14 protein-coding genes and 1 pseudogene are annotated in these 22427 nt (G+C 48.3%); 13 read left to right on the top strand and 2 right to left on the bottom strand.

Annotated features, from left to right (window positions below):
• The first annotated feature begins 128 nt into the window (after positions 1-128).
• The 6 genes and pseudogenes from G358_RS0114705 to G358_RS0114675 all read left to right on the top strand — a co-directional run bounded on the left by G358_RS0114705 (position 129) and on the right by G358_RS0114675 (position 5356).
• Complete coding sequence (locus G358_RS0114705) at positions 129-1436, top strand: MFS transporter (protein WP_019637999.1); 1308 nt, start codon at positions 129-131, stop codon at positions 1434-1436.
• A 125-nt stretch (positions 1437-1561) separates the two neighbouring features.
• On the top strand, positions 1562-1876 hold the full coding sequence (locus G358_RS0114700; protein WP_019637998.1) for an ArsR/SmtB family transcription factor: 315 nt from the start codon (positions 1562-1564) through the stop codon (positions 1874-1876).
• 16 nt (positions 1877-1892) lie between these two features.
• Positions 1893-3185, top strand: a complete 1293-nt coding sequence (locus tag G358_RS0114695) for an arsenic transporter (protein ID WP_019637997.1) — start codon at positions 1893-1895, stop codon at positions 3183-3185.
• 421 nt (positions 3186-3606) lie between these two features.
• Complete coding sequence (locus G358_RS0114685) at positions 3607-4536, top strand: hypothetical protein (protein ID WP_019637995.1); 930 nt, start codon at positions 3607-3609, stop codon at positions 4534-4536.
• A gap of 125 nt (positions 4537-4661) precedes the next feature.
• Positions 4662-4807, top strand: a pseudogene (locus G358_RS33115) (IS1595 family transposase); the annotation flags it as partial.
• Between the two features lie 111 nt (positions 4808-4918).
• Positions 4919-5356 (top strand): NUDIX hydrolase, encoded by a 438-nt coding sequence (locus G358_RS0114675; RefSeq protein WP_019637994.1) that lies wholly within the window; start codon positions 4919-4921, stop codon positions 5354-5356.
• 146 nt (positions 5357-5502) lie between these two features.
• Here G358_RS0114675 and G358_RS0114670 read toward each other — a convergent pair whose 3' ends face one another.
• Positions 5503-8643 (bottom strand): alpha-mannosidase, encoded by a 3141-nt coding sequence (locus G358_RS0114670; RefSeq protein WP_019637993.1) that lies wholly within the window; start codon positions 8641-8643, stop codon positions 5503-5505.
• 246 nt (positions 8644-8889) lie between these two features.
• On the opposite strand from G358_RS0114670, the gene G358_RS0114665 reads away from it, so the two are divergent.
• From G358_RS0114665 to G358_RS0114640, 6 genes are all read left to right on the top strand, one after another.
• Positions 8890-10719, top strand: coding sequence for a sensor histidine kinase (locus tag G358_RS0114665; RefSeq protein WP_019637992.1), 1830 nt, complete (start codon positions 8890-8892; stop codon positions 10717-10719).
• Positions 10720-10721: 2 nt separating this feature from the next.
• Entirely contained in the window at positions 10722-12266 is a 1545-nt protein-coding gene (locus G358_RS0114660; RefSeq protein ID WP_019637991.1) for a response regulator transcription factor, read from the top strand.
• 389 nt (positions 12267-12655) lie between these two features.
• On the top strand, positions 12656-13585 hold the full coding sequence (locus G358_RS0114655) for an ABC transporter permease (protein WP_019637990.1): 930 nt from the start codon (positions 12656-12658) through the stop codon (positions 13583-13585).
• A gap of 17 nt (positions 13586-13602) precedes the next feature.
• Positions 13603-14550, top strand: a complete 948-nt coding sequence (locus tag G358_RS0114650) for a carbohydrate ABC transporter permease (RefSeq protein WP_019637989.1) — start codon at positions 13603-13605, stop codon at positions 14548-14550.
• A gap of 126 nt (positions 14551-14676) precedes the next feature.
• A complete protein-coding gene (locus tag G358_RS0114645; RefSeq protein ID WP_019637988.1) occupies positions 14677-16191 on the top strand; it encodes an ABC transporter substrate-binding protein in 1515 nt (504 codons plus the stop codon).
• Positions 16192-16277: 86 nt separating this feature from the next.
• Positions 16278-19031, top strand: a complete 2754-nt coding sequence (locus G358_RS0114640; RefSeq protein WP_019637987.1) for an endo-beta-N-acetylglucosaminidase — start codon at positions 16278-16280, stop codon at positions 19029-19031.
• A gap of 116 nt (positions 19032-19147) precedes the next feature.
• Here the strand turns inward: G358_RS0114640 and G358_RS0114635 are convergent, their stop codons facing one another.
• A complete protein-coding gene (locus G358_RS0114635) occupies positions 19148-20380 on the bottom strand; it encodes a multidrug effflux MFS transporter (RefSeq protein WP_019637986.1) in 1233 nt (410 codons plus the stop codon).
• A gap of 266 nt (positions 20381-20646) precedes the next feature.
• On the opposite strand from G358_RS0114635, the gene G358_RS0114630 reads away from it, so the two are divergent.
• Entirely contained in the window at positions 20647-22350 is a 1704-nt protein-coding gene (locus G358_RS0114630) for a glycoside hydrolase family 13 protein (protein WP_019637985.1), read from the top strand.
• Positions 22351-22427 lie beyond the last annotated feature (77 nt).

Below are 22427 nucleotides of genomic sequence, written 5' to 3'. Positions count from 1 at the left end.
TTAGTATTAAATACTTGAACGGATAGGAGTCTACGATGAGACCGATTTGATTTTGAACTGTAAGCTGCATCAAATTGAGATATTGCTAAATAAAATTTAATGCAATGGAATACGGAGGCTTACAGTTCATGTTCAAGAAGTCTTTTTATTACTTGTGGGGCTCGCAGGCGCTGTCCAATATGGCAGACGTCTTCTACCTTGTCGCGCTGATGACATTCGTGCTGAGCACCACCAACTCCATTATATTTGCAACCTTGGTTCCGTTCATCCGGGTGACGGCCCAGTTAACAAGCGGATTTCTTGCGCCGCTTATGGTTGCCAAGTATAAGCTGCCCTTTCTGCTAGCGATATCGCAGTCCGGGCAGTTTCTCTTGTTTAGTCTGTTGGCTTTCTATTTGTCTCCATGGAGCGAGGGGAGCAATTTCCTGCTTATCTATGGAATCATTGCTTGCATCTCTTTCTTGGACGGCTGGACGACTCCCGCGCGAAATGCGCTCGTTCCGCGTCTTGTATCGGATGAGGTGCTAATGAAGGCCAACGGAATGGTGGCTACGACCGATCAGATCATTCAGTTTGCTGGCTGGGCGTTAAGCGGCTTGATGGTCGCGAAGCTGGGAGCTTTTCCAGTTCTGGTTATCGTTGCTGTTGGCTATGGATTGGCTATGTTCGTGACATTCTGGATTGAGGATCCGCTAGAACCGCAAAGGCGGGGAATATGGGATTGGCGAACTGCGTCTCGACAAGGCCATGTGACGATGAATGAGGCGCAGACAGCGAGTGATCCGAGCGGCGAGATCAAGTCGCCTTCCCGCTGGGACACGCTTAAGGAAGGCTGGGTGCTAATCTGGAAATCGCCGAGGCTGCGAGCTTTAACGGTCATGGATATGACGGATATGCTAGGAGGTTCGGTGTGGGCCGGTGCGTTTATGCTTGTATTCGTCAAAGAAGTATTGCTGAAGGATGAGCAGTGGTGGGGTTATATCAATGCGAGTTATTTTGCTGGTGCTGTGCTTGGCGGGCTGCTTGTCGTAGCGTTCGTCGACCGGCTGGAAAAGAGGATTTTTACGGCGATGCTGGCAGGCATGCTCGGCTATGCTATCCTGACGGTACTGTTCGCCATGAATTCTAATGCTCCGCTGACGTTGCTGCTCGTGTTGTTAACAGGACCGTTAACCGAACTGTCTGCTGTATCTCGCCGCACGTTAATTCAGCGCAGCGCAAGCAAGGAGCGGCTGCCTCAAGTGTTTTCGGCGCAAGCGACGTTGCTGAATACAGTATTCGGCATATCACTAATCGCGATGAGCGGCATTGCTGAGTGGCTTGGAATCGTAAATATGTATTTGTTCGCCGCTGGAATTACAGGTCTCGCGATATGCACAGGAATTGCAAATCAAGGATCCTTCCGAAGGGAAGGTCATATAGAAGAACTTCAATAGAGAGAGGGCGCCTTATTGGCGCCTTTTTTACTTGTACGCAAAAAAATACATATAATCAATTGATTATATAACTGAGTAATTATATAATCGGTGTAGCTAAAAATAATGAAGGAAGGAGGCTCTCTATGGAAGAGATCATTCGGGATTTGAAGCTGCTGGCTGACAGAACACGCTTGACGCTATTAACGATTTTGCGAGAAGGGGAGCACTGCGTATGTGATTTGGTGGATGCTCTGCAGACGACGCAGCCGAATGTCAGCCAGCATTTGCGCAAGCTGAAGGAGGCAGGTCTGGTAGGTGAAGATAAACGCGGGTCATGGGTGTATTATGATTTGACGCTGGAGGACAAGCCTCATGTCCAGGCTCTGATGGAGCATGTTCCTGTACCTGTGGAACAACTGGAGTGGATTAAGAAATGCTCAGCGAACAACTGCTGTTAATGGAAGAGGAGAACGGATGGTTTACATTGCTTTTAGCATATTCGCGCTTACAATAACCTTGGTTATATGGCAGCCCAAAGGGCTTGGCATCGGCTGGTCGGCAATGGGGGGCGCGATACTTGCATTGCTGTTTGGCGTGGTTGGCTTTCAAGACGTGCTTGATGTCACAGCTATCGTTTGGAATGCCACACTCGCCTTTATTGCGATTATAATAATTTCTATCTTGCTGGACGAAATCGGATTCTTCGAATGGGCTGCACTGCATATGACCCGGCTGGCGAACGGCAGCGGAAAATTGATGTTCGTCTATGTCATTCTGCTTGGTGCGCTGGTTGCCGCGTTATTCGCCAATGATGGCGCTGCGCTGATACTTACACCGATTGTATTGGCAATGGTTAGGGCGCTCAAATTCGAGGACCGCATGGTGCTGCCATTCATTATGGCGAGCGGTTTTATAGCGGATACGGCGTCGCTGCCGCTTATCGTGAGCAATTTGGTCAACATCGTGTCAGCGGATTATTTCGGGATCGGGTTCGGCGCCTATTTTATCAAAATGATCATACCTACTTTATTTTCGATTAGTGCCAGTGTGCTCGTGTTGTACCTGTTCTACCGCAAACAAATTCCTGCCTATTATGACGAGGCGCAGTTAAAAAATCCGCAGGACGCGATCCGGGATCCCCAAATGTTCCGGTTATCCTGGATCATCCTGCTTCTGCTGCTGGCGGCGTATTTATCCAGCGAGTTCATCGGTATACCTGTATCGGCGGCGGCGGGGGCAGTGGCGGTCCTATTCATCATCGCTGCCCGGCGCAGCCCGGATATACGGACATCCAAAGTCATCAAAGAGGCGCCATGGTCTATCGTTGTCTTCTCCATCGGGATGTATGTCGTCGTATATGGGCTTCGCAACGCCGGGTTAACCGATCAGCTCGGAAGCTGGATACAGGAAATTGCGAATCTGGGGCTCTACGCGGCCACATTAGGCATGGGCCTTCTGACGGCGCTGCTGTCATCCGTAATGAATAATCTGCCTACGGTCATGATTGGCGCATTAGCAATAGATAGTACGAGTACAACGGGTGTTATGAGAGAAGCACTTGTTTTTGCAAATGTGATCGGCTCGGATCTCGGGCCAAAAATAACACCGATCGGTTCCTTGGCCACCTTACTGTGGCTGCATGTGTTGTCCAAAAAAGGCATTAAGATTACGTGGGGCCAGTATTTCCGGACTGGAATTATTCTTACGATACCAACGCTGGTCATTACGTTAACTGGACTTTATTTATGGCTATTGTTAATAGGATAGATTACGTTGTTATTATTTTCGGAAAGAGGAGTTCGATATGAATCATAAAAAAAGCGTATATTTCCGGATTACATTATTACACTGTGCAGCCATGCAGACGACCACTCCCCGGCCGTTCCTAACCCAGTTGGAGTGAAATGGCAATAGAACGATTTGTTGCGGAGGGGCGGTAATGCAAGTTATATATCATTTGAAAAAAGGATCACAAGGCACCCGAAAGGTGCCTTTTTTATGTAACTTTATAAGGGTAAATGCGTACTACATGGTAAGCGCTATTACAATGACCAATTAGGAGGAACCCATTTGCCCATAGGCATCATCGGTCTTGGAGACATTGCGCGCAAAGCGTATCTGCCGGTCATATCGGTATTCGAAAATATAGTACTTGTATCGTGTTTTGTTTAGAAGGAGAGGATACGGCATGTTTGAGGATATGAATGAACGCCTGGCGGAACTGAAGGAGATGGGGCGGAAAAAAGAGAAGTGGGAGAAGCGCCATCAACAGTTGGAGGAAGAGCTCGCCGGGTTGGAGCGTGCGAGAGAGGAAGCTAGCCGGAGACTGGCTGCAGAGGAGAAGGATGTCGAGCAATTGAGCGGCTTGTCCTTGTCCAATTTACTGTACACGATTCTCGGCAAAAAGACGGAAAAGCTCGATCAGGAGCAGCGCGAGGTGCTTGAAGCCAAGCTGAAATACGATGAAGCGGATCGGGCGCTGCAGCATACGGAACAGCAGATCGCCGCAGCCAAAAAACAGCTGGCGGAAGTGAAGTTCTGGAAGCTCGATTATGATCAAGTGTTTGAGGCCAAGGAGCGTCAGGTATTGCAGGAAAATGAAGAGCTGCGGACTTTGGCGGAAGAACAGGCGGCCCTAAGCGTACAGAACAAGGAATTGGAAGAAGCGCTGCGGGCGGGGCGTTCGGTTGCTCATGATCTGGACAGCGCCGTTGACAAGCTGCGGTCGGCTAAAAACTGGGGTACCTATGATATGCTTGGCGGCGGCATGATCTCGACGCATATTAAGCACGGCCGTCTGGATGAGGCGATGAATGATTTGTACCGTGCCCAGAACAGTATGCGGCATTTCGAGAAGGAGCTGCGGGACGTGGGCGAGCAAATGCCGGTCCATATTGAGATTGGCGGATTTCTTAAGTTCTCGGATTATTTCTTTGATGGCTTCATTATGGACTGGATCGTCCAGGGGAAAATCAACGACATGCTGCATCAGGTGGAGGGCAAGCGGTCGGAGGTAAACAAAATACTGTCGGATTTAGCTGCATTGCAGCGCAGAGTCGAAGCAGAATTGAATTCCTCGCGGCGAAAATATGTCCAGACCGTCGAGCAATATATATAGCATTGTAGCAAGCACATGTAGCTTTATATAAGGCGTTGTTTAAACCTTAATGTTGACATTTGATAATTACGAACGAATGTTCTGAAATGAAAGTAACAATTCGGTTCGGAGGTGATTTGTCTATACAGATTCCAACCGAATCTTTTCAAGGTATCGTTGAAATAGACGAGACCTACTTTCTATACTCAGAAAAGGGCAAGCGGAACATCACCGAACACAAGCCAGTAAACGAGGCGGAAAAGCCAAATATTGTGGCATAAGCAAGGACCAAAACGAACACAAAACTTCGGCTTTCTGCTTCTTGTTAAGTTAACGGGCAGATTAGTTTAACGGTAGTTATGATAATTTTTAGAACGAATTTGTATCTAAGGGGCGCTGTTTGATGTATCCACGGGCTAATACTTTAGGTCTAATCATTAAGGATAATCATATTCTTTTGGAGGAAAACGAAGGTAAACATTCTAAAGGAATCGGTTATTACTACCGCCCAATTGGGGGAACAATCGAGCTTGGAGAAAAGTCAAATGAGACATTAATAAGAGAATTTCATGAAGAATTAGGCATTGAGGTAATTATCAAACGGTACATTACATGTTTAGAGAATATCTTCCGTATAGACGAGAATATAGGTCATGAAATAACTCAAATATACTTAGTAGATTTTAAGGATACCAAGCTGTATAACAAAGAACGTTTTACGTTGGTTGAGGGAGAGAAGACTACCAGTGCAAAATGGTTAAAAATTGATGAAATATTGTCAGGGAAAAAGATACTTTATCCCAACGGACTAACGGATGTATTGTACGAAATGCAAAACTAACGGGTGACGATAGCTCAACAAACCGCCTTTCACCCAGGCGGTTTTCTTATGGTAAAATATCAACATTAGAATTTAACATAGCCTTATATAAAGGGACCGCGTATCGCTTGTTGCGATCGCGGTCCCTTTATCATTGGTTAGAACACCTAGGCCTGCAAATCAATTTCAAAAGTAGTGATTTCATAAGGCTCAAGCACAAAATTGATGATTGACTGATGCTGCCAATCCCCTTCCGGCTGCTCCATCAGGTTGCACGTTCTCCAGGCGGCGAGCGTAAGATCGCTTTCGAGCGTCAGTGCATTTCGGCTGCCAGAAAAATCATGAACCCGCACAATAACGGTATTGCGGTCTTCTGATTTCTTCACTGCAGAGATCATCGCCGTACTGCTGGACAGCTTGAACATTGATCTTGCCGGAGCATCCGCGGCGCCTTCCGTGTAGCGAAGCGGGTTATTCAGTGCCCAGGCATGGCGCACGGTATCCCCTTGCAGCCAGTCGCCCTGATGCGGGAACAAGGAGTAGGTGAAGCGATGATGTCCTTGATCCGCTTCAATATCCGGATGAATCGCGCATTTAATCAGCGATAGCCGCAGGACGTTGTCCTTGATGTCGTAGCCGTATTTGCAATCGTTCATCAGGCTGACGCCATAACCTTTATCGGACAGATCCGCCCATTGATGGCCGACGGTTTCAAAGCGGGCCATATCCCAGCTTGTGTTCCAGTGGGTCGGACGCTTCACGTTTCCGTATTGGATATCAAAGGTCGCTTCCGTTGAGCGCACGTTTACAGGGAATGCAACTTTAAGCAATTGCTGACGCTCATGCCAATCCGCTTCCGTTGCGAAGTCGATGCGGCGGTTGTCACTGTATACAATCATGTCCTGTTTCAGCGTTGATTTGCCATATTTCCAGTTGAAGCGAATGACGGTGCGCAGCGCACCGGATTCGAGGACCTCGACACCTTGCAAATCATTCAATTCCTTGGACTTCTGTTGATAGAAAATATCAATATCCCAAGCTTCATGGGCCAGCGGTTTGTCTTCAAACAGTTGGAACACATTGCCGCGAGCGCCGCTTGCCAGTACTTCGCGCTGTTCCTCCAGATCGAAAATAGAGGTCAGTTGTCCCTGCTCGTTCCAGGCCAGCTCATAGTATGGCGTGACAATCCCGTTGTCTTTCAGGATGAAAGGGTTCTGCCCTTCAGAAGCGGGCAAAGCACTATGGAATTGGATCGTTGTATGTCCAAGCGAAGGGATCTCCTCCACCCAAATCACCCAGAAGTCCTGTGTACGCTGTGCGGTAAGGGACCGTCCTTCATGATCCTGCCAGACGCCTTGCTCCAATCCTTCTGTGACCGGAATTTCAATAAGTCCGCTCCAGCTCCAGGGGGAGGAATTCCATACGGTGTACACCTGATTTTGATCATTGGTTACAACACCATGCTCAGCTTTATGCCACACCCCTCGCCCGATTTGCTCGGCGTCCGCATATTCAATCGTGCTGTCCTCGTACACCTCACGGATCGATGAACCGGGAATGATATCGTGAAATTGATTGCGCAGGATGATTTTCCAGCCATCGTTCAGCGCCTGGCCGCTATACTGCTCCCAATCCCTGCTCAATACACTGTTCATGACGCTCAGCCACTCCGCATCACGATACAGCAGCTCCAGCTTCCGGTTCATTCGTTTGTTGTATGCCTGGCTTGTATATGTTCCGCGATGGTATTCCAAATACAGCTCGCCATCCCATGTATGCACATAGCTGTCGGTTTGCTCCACCGTCTCATTCAATTCCCGGAAAAATTCATCCGCTCGGCCTGTTTTCAGCTTCGGCATGCCTGGAATCCGATCCAGTCTGCGGCGCATTTCCAGCATTTCGCGGTTCACGCCGCCGCCGCCGTCGCCATAGCCATACGACAGAAGCAGCTTCTGATTCATCTCTTTGTTGCGATAGGCGTCCCAGCTTCCTTTAACGGTCTTCGGGATGATCTGACCATTGTAAGTATAGAACCACGATCCCGGCTGTGACCACGGCTCAGTCGTCGTGATGAAGTGAGTCAGCACCTCTGTACCGTCGATTCCGCGCCAATGGAAGGTGTCGTGCGGCATCCGGTTGTATTGATTCCAGCTGATTTTCGTCGTCATGAATGTCCGAATGCCGGACTTTTGTAAAATCTGCGGCAGAGACCAGCTATAGCCAAACACATCGGGCAGCCACAAATAATCGCAATCGACATCGAATTCCTGCTTCAGAAATCTAGTGCCGACTAGCAGCTGACGAACAAGCGACTCGCCCGAGGTCAGGTTGCAGTCTGCTTCCAGCCACATGCCGCCTCCGGCTTCCCAGCGGCCTTCGGCCACCCGGTCTTTAATTTTTTCATAGAGCTCAGGGTAGTCATTCTTGACATACTCGTACAGCTGAGGTTGTGTTTGCAGGAAAATATATTCCGGGAACATTTCCATTAAACGCATCACCGTAGAGAAGGAGCGGGCGGATTTCTCGCGGGTGTGCTTGAGCTGCCAAAGCCAGGCCACATCGATATGCGTATGTCCGATACAAGTAATTTCCACCGGAGAGGCTTTCTCCATCCGGTCAATCGCTGCCGAGAGGTAATCTCTCGCCTCGTAAACCGACTGATAGAACGTTTCCGAGCCCGGTTCGCTCCAATCGATAAAAGTCAGAGACTTGTCAGCGAATTTGAGCAATTGTGCGCGCTCAGGCATATTCTCATCCAGCACTTTTACAGTTTCCGTGACTGCTTTCAGGGTATAGTAATAATCATCAGCAATTTCATCCAACCAGCAAATTTCGGCAAGACGAACGCCATGCGTTTGATTTTTCCGCTGTCCTCCGCCTTCTAGCCCCGACCATAGACGGAACAACAGATGCTGCTTGCTTCCGGATAAATCCTCATTGAAGAATACTTCCATATGATTGGAATCGACGCCTTGATACGGCTTGCCGTGCAAATAGAAGAGCGATTCGAACCCGGAGTTGTTGCCGGCGCCGGTTTCACCGAAATCAAAACGGCCAAGCACTTTTTTGCCGGCCCATGCGGATGGAATTTCTACCTCCGCAGACAACCATAAATACAAATCGCGGCCGCTCCAGGTATCGCCGGTGTTCATTACAGACCAAGAATCATCGACCTGGGGCAGAGCGGGATTAATCTCTTTGCGAGTATCTTCTAAACTAAGAAAAGATGGGATAGGTTTGGCTTCACGGTAACGATAGCCGGACAATTCATGGAGACGCGATTGGAGTTTATGTTCTGTCAAAAACATAGGAAAGTTACCCCCTCATAGTAATCTGGGGGCAAGCGTATAGGAAGAACCTTGTGTTCGCATGGCGATTCGCCATAGCTCAAGGTAAAGTGAAGCGGTGATCTAGGGGATCAACGTCCATTATAAGCAGGCCCGGCTGTTTTTTCAAATATAAAAAAATATTGACAATTTCGATTTGCCCATTTGGCTAAGACGATGTTACACTGTATCGCGTAAATGACCACATGAGAACAGGATGTGTTCCGGATGTCAAAGTTACGCCGTTTTTATCTGAATCACCTGAAACGAAAAATGTTCAACAAGATTATTATGCTCTATTCGACGGTGATGATCGTATTGTTTGCGACCGCGGCAATCTTAGTTTATCAATACCAAACCCAGCGGATGATCAGGGAGCAGACCGATGCGAACTTGAAGACAGCGCATGTGCTGAGCATCTACTTGAGCCGGCAGTACGATAGCGTACAAAACGTCATTCAGCAAATTTACGGAGATGCCACGTTAAGCGATGAATTAATGTATTTTTTAAATCATAAATATGAGAGCTACCTCGGGTATCGGCTTAATTTATTTTCCAGAACGGGAGAGCAAAGCTTGCGCTCCTTCAACGCTTTGCTTAAAGCTTATTTGGAACAGGAGCCGGGAGCGGAAAGCGTGTCGATCCACAGCTATCCCCGCAATTTTTACATGTACATCAGCCGCGAGAACCAGCAACTCAACGGTGAGTTCGGCTCAAGGAGCACTTGGGAGGAATGGTTTACCCACCGCAGACTGCATACGTGGGACACGATGCTGCATGCCGAACAGTTTTCATCGCCGGGTAAGGAGAAATCGCAGCTGTACTCCTATTCCAGAGAGCTTCAGGATCCCTGGACGCTCGAAAAAGTGGGGATGCTAAATGTCGAATTTGACACCAAACAGATTACCTCCTGGCTGCAGAGCAGAGCCCCGGTCATCAACGGGCGCGTCCTTGTCCTGACTTCCCAGGGAACCGTCATATACGATTCGGAAGATACATATTTCGGACAAACCTATCCCTACCGTTCAGAGCTGGAAAACACGGGGGATTGGGTAGAGCTGGATGAACTGTCGAAGGTGAATGTATTGAACATCGGGAACGCCGGGCTTTCCGTCGTTGGCATCGTGTCCAAATCATCCATACAGCAAAACATAGAGAGCCTAAGGAATGGCTTGATTGTCGTAACGATCGTATTTATTACGGCAAGCTTCGCAATTACGTCTACAATTATTCGGAAATTCTCTAAAAAAATTCAGCGGATTATCCGCTCGATGAACCGCATTGGGGAAGGGGATTTGTCTACGCGGATTCAAATGCCGGGTGAAGATGAGCTGCAGCAAATTTCCCAGCGGTTTAACGATATGGGGGATCGGCTGGAGCAGTACATCGATAAAATGTACACGTCTGAAATCAAGCAAAAAAACGCCGAGCTGGTTGCTCTGCAATCACAGATTAATCCGCATTTTTTATACAATACGCTCGAGTCCATACGGATGAAGGCGCATTACATGGGGGCAAAGGACGTAGGCCAGATGATTTACAGCTTATCGGTACTGTTCAAAAATATGGTGAAGAAAAGCACGATTATTACGATCGAGGAAGAAATTGATATGTGTGCGAATTATTTGGACTTATTCCGTATCCGTTATGAAGGCCGGCTGGAAGTTAAGATTGAGGTCGACCCGTCTATTGCAGGCTTTAGCATCATTAAGCTGCTCGTTCAGCCGATCGTGGAGAACTATATCGTTCATGGCTTCCGTTCCCTGGAGTTCGATAATATCATTAAGGTCCGCGCCTATCGCTCAGACGATCGGGTACATATCACCGTATCGGATAACGGCTCGGGAATCCGCCCGGAAAAATTGGCCGAGATTCGACAGACATTGGCGAGGACACAGCCGCCGCCTGACAAGGATCACAGCTCGATTGGCCTGATGAATGTACATGAAAGAATCGTTATGAATTACGGTGAAAGCTACGGGTTGACCGTGAACAGTACGGAGGGAGAGGGAACGGAAGTACAGCTGGAAATTCCGATGATCCGGAAGGGGGAATAGGCGTGAGAAAAGTGTTTTTTGTAGATGATGAGCCCCTCATTGCTCAAGGCTTGACCTCGATCATAGAGTGGAGTCAATATCAATTGAAAATCGCAGGTTCGGCCAATGATGGCTTGCAGGCGCTGGAGAAGCTGAAGGAAGAATCGGTGGATTTGCTCATTACAGATATTATGATGCCGAGAATGAACGGGCTGGAGCTTATAAAAAAAGTCAAGGAAATGCATCCGCGAACTAAATTTATTGTGCTTAGCGGATATGAGGAGTTTGAATATGTGAAGGTAGGAATTACGCTAGGCATTCAAAACTATTTGCTGAAGCCGATCAATATTGATGAATTGGAAGCTACGATCAAGCATATTCGCGGCGATTGGGAACGGGAGGAACTGAAATTGTTCCGCTCGGAGGAAGATTGGAAGGTGCTGCGCAGCAATGTGCTGCAAAGATGGGTTAACGGCGAAATTGAGACTCATGAGTTCAGGCAGAGGGCAGAACTGCTAGGCATACCTATGAACTATTCATTTTACCATGTCGCTGTTCTTCGCTTAATCTCTGACGATAAACCGGTCTCGCAGCTGTACCGTTTGACTGGACTAGCGGATGAATTCAGCCAAATCGCTGCGCAGGTGCTCGTCGAAGGCCAAGAAGTCATTTGTTTTCCCGATGTGGATGATGATATTGTTGTTCTGTTCGCATCAATGGAAGTGCACAATGCCGTTGTTCAAGAGAGCCTTACAGCAGTGATGCAGCGCTTGCACGATATGACAACGCTTCGTCTATGGTGTTCAGAAGGCCATACTAACGATTTTAAAGGGGTACAGGAGGGCTACCGGGCTGCAAAAGGGCAGCTTGCCCGAAGCTTCATAGCTCGGGAGGGCGACATATTCTACTCGCTTGCTGATGCGCAGGGGGATACGGAAATTCCCCTGGAGCCATTGAATCAGGAGCAAATGAACAAGCTGCTCGTTGAAGGGAGCGAGCACACTCTTAAGGCGTACATTGAATCCCTGTTGGCTAGTCCGGGTGATGACCAGGCGGTATGCCGTGCACCGTACATCAATACGGCAATTCAACTAATGCTCACCGTAAAGGATATGGAGAGAAATCCTGATTATAGCGAAGTGTTCGCACCGCTGCCCAGAATCAGCACGATGCTTGGGCTGCAGCAGCATGTATGGGCTACGATTGCGCGAAGTTTGGAGCTGCAGCGGCAAAACGAAGCGGGCTACAGCGCCCATGTCTCATTCCTGATTGAGCAAGTCCAATATCATTATGCAGAGGAGCTCTCCCTAAAGACACTAAGTCAGCGGCTCAAGCTGCATCCGAATTACCTCGGTCAGCTCTTTCAACAGGAAGTAGGCTCCAGCTTTTCGGATTACGTTAACCAGTACCGCATTGAGAAAGCGACCCAACTACTGCTGCATACCGAACAGAAAACGGCGGAAATCGCTGTAAATGTAGGGTATATTGACAGCTCTTATTTCTACAGGCAGTTCAAGAAGTACGCAGGCGTGTCGCCTACGGAACTAAGAACGATGTATGCCAAATAAGCGCAAAATTGAACTGAGATAGGCTGCCCATCGGCTTAGAGGGCAGCCTTTTTCTCTTATGCTTTGGCCTCCTGGAATAAGAATAACGAATCGTAGGGAGTTTACGTCCGCCTTTGGGAGCCATTAGTTTCAATCAAATCTAATCAAGACAAATGGCGGACAACAGCGGCCCGTAGATCGTTATTCTTCTTCCATCCATTTATTTCTTTAATTTATCCATGACTTTCTAGTATTTTTCAACTTGTTGCAGGCAGCGCTTACTTGGCACAATAAGAGTAGTTAAGGGCAAGCGATAAGAAGCAGAGTATCCGCTGAGTGTTGCTGATCATAGGGGATCGAATAAACACGATAAATCAGCTTGTAATTAACAGGCATAAGGGGGAATGATCATGTCGGCATTTTTCAAGAAAGTTATTCGCAACCGGGCACTGCTGATCATGATATTGCCAGGGACGATCTGGTTTCTGATTTTTGCCTATTTGCCCATGTTCGGTACAATACTTGCGTTTAAGGATTTCCGCATTAGCCGGGATGGATTTTTCGCCAGTGTATTCAATAGTGAATGGGTATGGTTCAAAAATTTCGAGTATTTATTTACGACCAATGATGCTTTCATCATTACGCGCAACACCATTCTATACAACTTGGCCCTGATTATCTTGGGCCTCGTAATCGCTGTAAGCTTTGCGGTTCTGCTCAGTGAGCTGGTCAACAAGCGGATGGCTAAAATTTATCAAACCGGCATGTTCCTGCCGCATTTTCTGTCCTGGGTCATCATCAGTTATTTTGCGTTTACCTTCCTCAGCATGGACAAAGGGACTGTAAACCAGATCATTACCTTTTTCGGCGGAGAGCGGATTAGCTGGTATTCGGAACCGAAGTATTGGCCGTTCATCATTTTATTTGTCGGCATCTGGAAAGGAGTTGGCTATAACAGCGTCATCTACCTGGCCGCCATTACAGGGATCGACAAGTCTTATTATGAAGCGGCCGTCATTGACGGGGCCAGCAAGTGGAAGCAGATTCGTTACATTACGATTCCGCAGCTTAAACCGCTCATGATCATATTAACCATTCTGGCCATCGGCGGTATCTTCCGTTCGGATTTTGGACTTTTCTATCAGCTTCCGAAAGACTCGGGTGCGCTCTATCCGGTAACGAATGTTATCGACACATTTGTGTATCGCGGGCTGATTAATATGGGAGACGTAGGGATGAGCACAGCAGCGGGATTATATCAATCGATGGTAGGACTTGTTTTGATTCTGATCGCTAACTATATTGTTCGAAAAATCGAAAAAGATCATGCGATCTTCTAGGAGCGGAGGTGCTTTATATGACACAGTTATCGACACAAGCTGCCCCGCAACCGGGAAAGGTGAAGAAGAAGCGGGATTACAACGCCATTACTCCTGTATGGAATGTAATTTTTAACATCATCATCGGTTTGTTCTCCTTCTCATGTGTATTTCCGTTTCTGTTCGTCATTATCATTTCCTTGACCGACGAGCAGACCTTGGTGCAGGAGGGCTTCAGCCTATTCCCAAGCCAATTCAGCATAGCAGCTTACGACTATATTTTCCGGTCGGGCAGTGAACTGATTTCCTCCTTCGGAGTGACTTTGTTAGTAACGGTTCTGGGTACACTGCTAAGCTTGGTTCTAGTGACTTCATACGCTTATGCCTTATCCCGGCGCAGCTTTGAATTTCGAGGATTTTTCAGCTTTCTAGCCTTTTTCACCATGCTGTTCTCGGGCGGGATGGTGCCGGGCTACATCGTAATGACCCAGTTTCTGCATCTGCAAAATACGATATGGTCGCTGATTTTTCCATTGTCGATGAGTGCGTTTTTCATTATCGTCATGCGAACCTTTTTTCAGACGACAGTGCCTGATGAAATTATCGAATCTGCAAAAATAGACGGGGCCGGCGAGTTTCTCACTTTTGTCAAAATCGTGCTCCCTGTATCGCTGCCGGGCATAGCGACGATCGGCTTATTCAGCTCTTTAGGATATTGGAATGACTGGTTCAATGCCTTGCTGTATTACAATAATCCGCAAAAAACACCGCCGCTGCAGTTCATGCTGATGCAAATTGAGAAGAACATGGACTTCTTAACGAAAAACGCGCAAAATATCGGATCTTTCGATATGGCCGCCAGTCTGCCGACCGAAACAGTGAGAATGGCGATGGTCGTGCTGGCAACAGCGCCGATTGTTTTGGCGTACCCGTTCTTCCAAAGATACTTCGTGCAGGGGCTGACGGTGGGCTCCGTGAAAGGTTAAAACTTAAATACTTTATCCAGGTTGCAGCCAGCTACACACGGCTTGAGAACATGCGGGCTTTTGACACATCAGTTGTGTAGGAGGTTCAATATAGCTTAACTACTAAGTGATACAGGGGGAAAGAACATGTCCACGAAAAGATTCACATTAATGTCCTTTGCTTTAATGCTTCTGTTGTCCGTTGTTCTGGCCGGATGCGGCGGCGGCAAAGAGAATGCTGCACCAGCTAAGGAAGAAGAGGCAGTACAGAGTGATGGAACGGTCGATGTTTCCAAGCTTGATCCGGTGAAACTGAAGCTGTATCTGATTGGTCCAAATCAGAAGGACTTGCCTATGGTTCAAGAAAAAATCAATGAATACTTAACGGAGAAAATCAATGTTACGCTAGACATTAATATGATTGACTGGGGCGATTACAGCCAGCGCATGCAGGTCATCACGAGCTCCGGCGAAAACTATGATATCGCCTTCTCCAGCTCTTGGGCATTTGATTACTTGCCGAATGCTGCCAAAGGGGCATTTATGCCTCTGAACGATTTGCTCGACCAGTATGGGGAAGGAATTGTAGAAGTACTTGATCCACGCTTCCTTGAAGGAACCAAAGTAAACGGAGTCAACTACGGTATTCCTGCAAACAAGGAGTTGGCGCAGCAATTTGTATGGCGCTTCAACAAGGAATATGTAGACAAATACAATCTCGACATTTCCAACGTTACAACGCTTGAAGATTTAGAGCCGCTGTTGAAGACGATCAAGGACAACGAGACAGCGGACATTATTCCACTTGCCGTACCGAAAAGCTTCAAGCCATATATGCCATTTGACTACCAACTGGGCGACGAAATTCCGATCGGGATGTACATTGACACCGAGGATTTCAAATTTGTAAACGTGCTGGAGTCCCCAGAACTGAAAGCGGCGCTGACAACGATGCGCGAATACTATAAGGCAGGTTACGTACGTGAAGATATCGCTACATTAGATGGCATTGATAACTTCAAGACTGGAAAATGGCTAGTAGACCGCGAGATTACGCAGCCTTACGCTGATCTGGGATGGTCCAGAAATGCAGGCTACGAGATTGTGACTCGCCCGATGCATGATCCAGTCATCTACACGAGCTCTGCTGCAGGTTCCATGATGGTGATTTCGTCGTATTCCAAAAATCCGGAGCGGTCAATGATGTTCCTGAATCTGCTCAACACGGATGCTGAATTGCGCAACATGATTCAATACGGACTGGAAGGAACGCACTATACGAAACTAGATGGGCCATATATTGAAGATCTGCCGGCAATGCAAGAAAATTTCGCCATGCCTGGATTTGCACTTGGTAATATGTATTTGACTTATCTGCATGAAGGCGAGCCGGAGGATAAATGGGATGCATTTGAGAAATTCAATTCGTCCGCGATCGTGGCGCCTACTTTTGGATTTAACTTCGATACGGGTCCAGTAAAGACAGAGGTTGCGGCTATTACAAACGTAGCGAAGGAATTCATTCCTGCACTCTATACCGGTTCGGTTGATCCGGAAACGTATTTGCCGAAGGCCAAGCAGAAATTTAAAGATGCAGGCATCGACAAAGTCATTGCAGAAGCACAAAAGCAGTTTGACGAATGGAAGGCGAGCAATCAGTAAGCTGACAATTACAGCAATCAAGAGAAACGGTGATGTACATGCCGTTTCTCTATTTTCTCAATATAATTTATTGCTGGAGGGATATTATGAAACGAATCAATCCGAATTATTTTACACGTACAAAATGGAAACGGAAACTGACACTAGCACTGGGCACGGCTCTGCTTGCTGTCTCTTTGACAGGCTATGCGGGAAAGGTGGAGGCGGCTCAGCCGTATTCCTCGTACTGGTATCCGAGCACATTGCTGGAGTGGTCACCATCGACGGATAAAGATGCTCCTTTTAATAGAGGAACAGTGGAGCTTAAGGCAGGCCGAATTCAAGGCGATACAATCAATCCGCATGCGAAAAGTGAAGCGAAGGTCATTTCCCTGGCATCGATGTATCCAAGCACAAGCGGCGCTCCTTCCCAAGGATCTGATAAGTTTCATACGTATACTTTCAGTTATTGGCAGTATGTGGATAAGCTCGTGATGTGGGGCGGTTCGGCAGGAGAAGGGCTTATCGTTCCACCAAGCGCAGATGTCATCGATGCGGCCCATAAAAATGGCGTCCCGGTTTTTGGAACCGTTTTCTTGCCGCAGCGGGAGCATGGCGGGAAAATCGAATGGGTGCATGATTTGCTGCAGCAGCGCGATGACGGATCGTTTCCGGTAGCGGATAAGCTCATTGAGGCTGCCGGGTATTATGGATTCGACGGGTGGTTTATTAACCAGGAAACTCAGGGAGGTACGACGCAGGATGCAGCGAAGATGGCGGAGTTTTTAACCTACTTGCAGAACACTATGGCGCCAGGTATGGAAGTCATTTGGTATGATTCGATGGTCGATACCGGTCCGGTAGCCTGGCAGGGAGGTTTGACTGATCGGAACAAAATGTTTTTCCAAAATGGGGAGCAGCGTGTGTCTGACAGTATGTTCCTGGATTTCAGATGGCAAAGCAATGTCAATTCGTTATTAAATTCCCCAGGCAAAGCCCAAGAACTGGGACGCAGTCCTTATGATTTGTACGCGGGCATTGATGTAGAGGCCAGAGGATATCAAGGCAACTATAATTGGCCAGTCTTATTCCCAAGCGGGAAGGAGGCTCCGGTATCGCTCGGCATTTATCGTCCGGACTGGGCTTATAACAGCTCGGAAACCCATGAAGAATTTATGGAGAAGGAGCAAGTTTTCTGGGTAGGCCAGCACAAGAATCCGCAGAACACACAGCTGCCTGAAGGAACAAGCCCGCTCGCCTGGAGAGGGATTGCTAACGATATCGCCGATAAAAGCGTGCTGACAGGATCAGAGTTTCTAACTCATTTCAATACCGGCAATGGCCATATGTTCGCGATTAATGGCAAAGTCATGAGGGATAAAGACTGGAGCAATCGCAGCTTGCAGGATATCCTCCCGACCTGGCGCTGGATTACCGAGACTAAAGGCGACGGGGCAGCACTTGTGCCGAGCTTTGACTTCAGCAAGTCATATTATGGCGGAAGCTCTTTACAGGTAGCCGGCTCAATGAGTCAAGGCGCAGCCACCCATGTGAAATTGTACAAGGCGCAATTGCCGGTGCAAGCGACGACGGAAATTTCGCTCATTTATCAGGATAACTCGAATGCAGCCAAAGTAAAGATCGGTTTGGCATTCTCCGATGCACCGGATAAATATGAATTTTTTGAGCTTAAAAAGTGGGAGAAGACCGGGGAGCAGTTGGACTGGAAACAGGGCAGCTTCAGACTGAATCAGTATGCTGGCCGTACGATTACTGGCATTTCATTGCAGTTTGAAGCTGGTGCGGCGATTGACAATTACAGCGCGAATATCGGGCGGCTTGCGGTTACACAAGTGAATGATAAGGCGAAGAAGCCGGGGGATGTCACGGGACTGCAGGTGATCGAAAATGACTTCCGCGACGGCATATACGGCGATGCCCGCCTATCCTGGAACGCTCCGAAAAAAGATAGCGACGTGCTGTACTATCAAATCTATCGCGTGCATCCGGACGGTAAATACGAGCTGATGGGCATGACAGGCAACACGGTGTACTATGTGCCTGAAATGAAGCGGCTGGATAAAGAAAAATCGACTAAAATGGCCGTTATTCCGGTAAACCGTCATTATGAACAGGGCAAGGAGGCAACCGTAAGCTTCGATTGGCCGGAATATCCACAGCCGATTGCCGCATTTGAAGCTGACAAGACGCTGATTGCACCGGGCGAAACGGTGCAGTTCACCGATTTATCGTCGGAAGTAACTGAAGAATGGAGCTGGAGCTTCCCTGGCGGGCAGCCTGAGCAGAGTTCAGAACGTCATCCTAAAGTGACTTATCATGAAGAAGGTACGTTCGAAGTTACTTTAGTCGCCAAGAACTTCGTGGGAGAGAATGAGGTCAGAAAGCAGCTTATTACTGTAACTAAAGAAGCCGCGAATGGCATCGGCAATCTTGCGCTCGGGAAGAAGGCTGCCGCATCCAGCTATGTGAATGAGCAGGAAGCTCCTGCATTTGCTTTGGATGGAAACGCGAAGACAAAATGGTGCGCGGTCGGTGAAGGACCTCATACGATAACGGTAGATTTGGGCTCAGTGCATAAAATTAGTGAATTCGTCATCAAGCATGCCGAAGCGGGCGGTGAGCCGGCGGCGTTTAATACGCGGGCCTTTACGATTCAGCTTAGTTCGGATGGAGAGCATTGGGACAATGTCGTCAGCATCAATGACAATACTTTAGGCGTCAGCAAGCATGCAATCGGGCTAACCGAGGCCAGATACGCACGTCTGCAGGTGGATAAGCCGACGCAGGGCGGAGATACTGCAGCCCGTATTTATGAATTTGAAGTGCTGGGGCTGAAATAGTTGTATTGAACAGAGAAGCAAAGTAAAGTAAGCAAAGGAAAAGTAGCAAAGCGCAATTCGGATAACTGTTTATCCGGATTGCGCTTTGTTTGCTTTAATGCTATGAAGCCGATACGTTACTTGCTAATAAGTTTTGGACGGACCAGAAGCAAATAGCTGCATACGGCGCCAAGCTCGGCAATCGCGATCACGATGCCCAGCGGTACCGCGGTGTGCTCGCCGCCCAAACCTACGAGCGGGGCGACGGCAGCTCCAAGAATATAGGGGATGAGTCCGAGCAGGGCGGAGGCGCTGCCAGCCGCTTTCCCCTGGCTCTGCATCGCCAGCGAGAAGCTTGATGTAGAGATGATCCCTACGCAGGATACGACAAAAAATAAAGGAATAAGGACAGTGATCAGCTGGCCTCCAAGCAGTATCGCCGTCAATAGGCCTGTGGCGCCGGCTAGCGCCAGAATCAGTCCGAATTGCAGCATCTTGGCTTCTTTGATTTTTCCTGCTAAGCGGCCCGTAGTTTGGCTTGCAATGATAATGCCGACGCCGTTCGTGGCAAAAATAAAGCTGAACATTTGCGGCGACGCCTCAAATACATTTTGCATAACGAAGGAGGAGCCGGATATATACGCGAACATTGCGGCGGACACGAGCCCTTGCGTCAGACAGAAGCCGATGAACAGACGATCTCCCAGCAGACGCCGAAAGGTCGTCCACGTCGCCGTGAAGCCGCCGGATTGCCTGCGTTCTTTAGGAAGCGACTCGGGAAGTCCGAATAACACCGCGATCATCATAACGACGCCGATCAAAGCTAATACTACAAATACACCTCGCCAAGACGTAAACTGCAGCAGTTGCCCCCCAAAAATCGGCGCGAGAATCGGCGCAGCACCATTGACGAGCATGAGCAGCGAGAAAAATTTCGTCAGCTCCGTTCCGGAGTAAAGATCGCGTACGACGGCGCGGGAAATCACAATTCCCGCTGACCCGGACAAGCCTTGGACAAAACGCAGGGCAATCAGGGCCCAAGCCGAGGGCGCAAATACGCACAGCAGCGAGCTTATCGCGTAAATGCAAAGGGAGATGATCAGCGGCGCGCGGCGGCCGCGCACATCGCTCATCGGCCCTGCCGCCAATTGGCCCAGCGCGAGTCCAAGCAGGCAGGAGGTCAGGCTAAGCTGAGTAACGGAGGCTGTCGCATTTAGCTCTTCGGCGAGTTTGGGCAGTGCCGGCAAATACATATCGAGTGAAAGCGGGCCGAAGGCAGACAGACTGCCGAGAATAAAAGCCGTCTTCAAGCGTGCGGAACGGGATAAGGGACGTGATGACGATGAATAATCGCTGGTGAATGAATTCATTTGCTGTAATGACACCCTTTCAAGACAAAACGATAATTGCATAACGTGGCGTATAGACGCAGATTATTTCATTATACTATATCAGTAAAAATAAGCGGCAAAAAGATGCAATTCCGCCGAAAGTTCTTTTTGTCTGTTATACCGGACGTTTCCCTTGTTTATAGATATAACAAAGCGCATATCAGGTTTAGTTGCAATATAGGAAGAATGAATTATCCGCTGGCATGCCCGTTTGGCTCAACCCGGATAAGGAGGCAGAGTAGACAATGAAACCGAAATGGTGGAAGGAAAGCGTAGTATATCAAATTTACCCGATTAGCTTTAAAGACAGCAATGGCGACGGAATCGGCGATCTTAAAGGGATTATCTCGAAACTGGACTATTTGCAGGAGCTGGGGGTCAACGTCATTTGGCTGAGCCCCATTTATAAATCCCCCGGCCATGACAATGGATATGACATTAGTGATTATTGCGATATTATGGAGCAGTTCGGCACGATGGAGGATTTTGACCAATTGCTTCAGGACATACATTCCCGGGGGATGAAGCTGATGATGGATTTGGTGCTGAACCATACCTCGCACAAGCATCCATGGTTTATAGAGTCCCGTCAATCCAAAGATAACCCGAAGCGGGATTACTACATATGGCGGAAAGGGAAAAACGGAGGCCCGCCCAACAACTGGGAATCGTACTTCAGCGGCTCGGTCTGGGAATATGATGCGCAGACGGATGAATATTATTTGCATTTATATTCCAAGTACCAGCCCGATTTGAATTGGAACAATCCCGTGGTGATTGATGAACTCCATAACATGGTGGAGTGGTGGCTCAAAAAGGGAGTGGACGGCTTTCGTTTCGATGCGATATCACATATCGTCAAAGCTGAAGGGCTTCCAGACGCAGACAACCCTCATCAGACGAAGACGGTGCGGGCCTATGAAATGTTCTCCAATCTGGAGAACGTCCACACCTTACTGCAGAACTTGCATGACAAGGTGCTATACTTTTACGATATCATGACCGTCGGAGAAACGTCGGGACTCGGTCCAGAGCAGGCGCTTGATTATGTAGGAGACGGCCGGCGAGAATTGAATATGACGTTCCAGTTCGAGCATATGTTCATCGATGCCGCCTCCACGGGAATCGGCAAATGGAACGTCGTTCCCTGGAACCTGCTGGAGCTGAAGAAAATCATTAGCAACTGGCAAAACGTTCTCCATGACCGGGGCTGGAATGCAAATTACTGGTGCAACCATGACCAGCCGCGCTCCGTGTCACGCTTTGGGAACGATGTGCTGTACCGGGTCCCTTCGGCAAAAATGCTGGCCACCTTTATTCACACGCTGGAAGGCACGCCATATATTTATCAGGGTGAGGAAATCGGAATGACGAACATCGCTTTCGAGTCTATCGATGATTACCGTGATGTGGAGACGCTGAATTACTACGAGGAACAGCGCGATAATGGGGTGCCGGAAGAAGAAATCATGCAAGCGCTCCGCAAGAGGAGCCGGGACAACGCGCGAACCCCGATGCAGTGGGATGCGACTGCTAATGGAGGTTTTACTACGGGAACTCCCTGGATTAAAGTCAATTCCAATTACATGGAGATTAACGTAGCGGAGGCGCTTAACGATCCCGATTCCATCTTTCATTATTACAAAAAGCTGATCCAGCTTCGCAAGCAGCATAAGGTTTTCGTTTATGGCAGATATAAGCTGCTGCTGCCGCTGCATTCGGAAATTTACGCTTACACTCGAACGCTGGATAACGATCAGTTGCTCGTCATCCTTAATTTTTTTGAACGGGAGCCGCTGTTTGAACTGCCGAAGGAGTTATTGCCGGAGGGAATGGAGCTGCTTATTTCGAATTATCGCCCGCAAAAAAATGAAGATTTATGCAAACTGAAGCTTCGCCCTTATGAAGCCCGGGTATATTTGCAGCGATTGCCCAAATCTGCCGAATAGACGATAACGCCGGCAAGATGCGGCCGTTATGGCTTGTCCGCTTATTCGTTTTTCAACAACTTCAGCTTCAGCGCTGT

This window comes from Paenibacillus fonticola DSM 21315 (assembly GCF_000381905.1).
GTDB lineage: Bacteria > Bacillota > Bacilli > Paenibacillales > Paenibacillaceae > Fontibacillus > Fontibacillus fonticola.
Note: the sequence above shows the minus strand (reverse complement) of the source record. Positions and strands in the feature narration are given on the sequence as shown.

Bases quoted from the DNA above. Each gene is read 5' to 3' on its own strand.
- G358_RS0114665 (WP_019637992.1), top strand. From the start codon at position 8,890: ATGTCAAAGTTACGCCGTTTTTATCTGAATCACCTGAAACGAAAAATG.
- G358_RS0114675 (WP_019637994.1), top strand. From the start codon at position 4,919: ATGTATCCACGGGCTAATACTTTAGGTCTAATCATTAAGGATAATCAT.
- G358_RS0114630 (WP_019637985.1), top strand. From the start codon at position 20,647: ATGAAACCGAAATGGTGGAAGGAAAGCGTAGTATATCAAATTTACCCG.
- G358_RS0114670 (WP_019637993.1), bottom strand. From the start codon at position 8,643: ATGTTTTTGACAGAACATAAACTCCAATCGCGTCTCCATGAATTGTCC.
- G358_RS0114645 (WP_019637988.1), top strand. From the start codon at position 14,677: ATGTCCACGAAAAGATTCACATTAATGTCCTTTGCTTTAATGCTTCTG.
- G358_RS0114650 (WP_019637989.1), top strand. From the start codon at position 13,603: ATGACACAGTTATCGACACAAGCTGCCCCGCAACCGGGAAAGGTGAAG.
- G358_RS0114705 (WP_019637999.1), top strand. From the start codon at position 129: ATGTTCAAGAAGTCTTTTTATTACTTGTGGGGCTCGCAGGCGCTGTCC.
- G358_RS0114695 (WP_019637997.1), top strand. From the start codon at position 1,893: ATGGTTTACATTGCTTTTAGCATATTCGCGCTTACAATAACCTTGGTT.
- G358_RS0114640 (WP_019637987.1), top strand. From the start codon at position 16,278: ATGAAACGAATCAATCCGAATTATTTTACACGTACAAAATGGAAACGG.
- G358_RS0114685 (WP_019637995.1), top strand. From the start codon at position 3,607: ATGTTTGAGGATATGAATGAACGCCTGGCGGAACTGAAGGAGATGGGG.
- G358_RS0114700 (WP_019637998.1), top strand. From the start codon at position 1,562: ATGGAAGAGATCATTCGGGATTTGAAGCTGCTGGCTGACAGAACACGC.
- G358_RS0114635 (WP_019637986.1), bottom strand. From the start codon at position 20,380: ATGAATTCATTCACCAGCGATTATTCATCGTCATCACGTCCCTTATCC.
- G358_RS0114655 (WP_019637990.1), top strand. From the start codon at position 12,656: ATGTCGGCATTTTTCAAGAAAGTTATTCGCAACCGGGCACTGCTGATC.